Annotated in this window: 2 protein-coding genes; both read right to left on the bottom strand. The window is 72.6% G+C overall.

Annotated elements, in window-relative coordinates:
• A partial coding sequence (locus AC5LUJ_RS19830; RefSeq protein ID WP_493465490.1) for a class I SAM-dependent methyltransferase occupies positions 1 to 671 on the bottom strand: 671 nt, incomplete at its 3' end.
• Positions 672 to 731: 60 nt separating this feature from the next.
• Positions 732 to 1,377, bottom strand: a 646-nt coding sequence (locus AC5LUJ_RS19825) for a DsbA family protein (protein WP_493465489.1), incomplete at its 5' end; no start/stop codon positions are given.

The raw sequence follows: 1,377 nt of genomic DNA, 5'->3' as shown, positions 1-1,377 counted from the left end.
GTCCCGGGGCCCTTGCCCGCCGCCCCCGCCGCCGGCTCGACGAGCGCCGGGTGGGGGGACACCGGGCCGGGCCGGCGCCCCACCAGCAGGGTGTCGACCACCGGGTGCCGGTTGCCGTCGCCGCGCAGCGGCCCGCGGACGCGGCCGGCCCGGCTGATCCGCAGGGGCGGGCCGGCAGCCAGCTCCGTCAGCAGATCGTCGGCGTCGAGCAGGAGCTCGGGGTCGGCGGGGATGACGTCCCCGTGCCGCAGGTTCGCCCGGTCGTGCCCGATGACCAGCAGCGTCCCGCCCGGGACGGTCGCGTCGACCGCGCAGCGCAGCACGTCCCGCCGCTGCTCGGGCGCCAGGTGCAGGTAGCAGATGATGACCAGCTCGTAGGACGCCGGCCGCGGCGTCCAGACCATGACGTCGGCGTGGATCCACTCCGGTGTCACGTCGAAGCGGCGGGAGAGCTCGCGTGCCTTGCGGATCGCGACCTGGGAGAAGTCCACGCCGGTGACCCGCCAGCCCTGGGTGGCGAGCCAGACGGCGTTGCGCCCCTCGCCGCAGGCGAGGTCCAGGGCACGCCCGGGGGTGAGCCCGGTGAGGTGTTCGACCACGACCTGGTTCGGCTCGGCGGTCCACAGCAGGCCGGTGCCAGCGTGCCGGCGGTCCCACTGGGCGGCGTCCACAGTCGTTATCTCACCTCGTGTGGCCACGGTCTGCCGTGTCGTGGCCACACGAGGGGGTGGTCAGCCGGTGGCCGCCGGCGCGGGGGTGCCGGCGGCAGCGGCCACCGCGGCGGTGAAGCCCTGGGGGGTCAGGGACCGCGGGGCCAGTTGCCGGCCGTTGACGAGCACGGTCGGGGTGCCGGTCACACCACGCCTGGACGCGTCGTCCTCGACTTTCGCGACATAGCCGTTGTAGGTGCCGTCACGCACCGCGTCGATGAACGCGGGGGAGGTCAGGCCCACGCTGGCGCCGAATTCCGTCAGCGTGCCGTTCTGGTATCCGCTGCTGTGCTCGCGCGGCTGGTTGGCGTAGAGAATGTCATGGTATTCCTTGAATTTACCTTCCTGGGCGGCGGCGGCAGCGGCGTTCGCCGCCCGCACGGATTCCGGCCCGAGGAAGGACATCATGTGATAGACGGCTTTGATCCGTCCATCACCGATCATTTGCTGGATGCCCGGGCCGAGCGCGGTCTCCAGTTCCTCGCAGACCGGGCACTGGAAGTCCTCGTAGAAGTCCACGGTGACGGGGGCGTCCGCCCGGCCGACGGTGATCCCGTTGTCGGTGCCGGTCGCGGTCACCGGCAGCACCACCGGTGCGGATTCCGTCCGGTTGCTCTGGACGGCGACGCCGATCAGCGCGGCCACCGCGAGCACGGCCACGACCACC

This window comes from Protofrankia sp. CiP1_Cm_nod3, from assembly GCF_982290655.1.
Note: the sequence above shows the minus strand (reverse complement) of the source record. Positions and strands in the feature narration are given on the sequence as shown.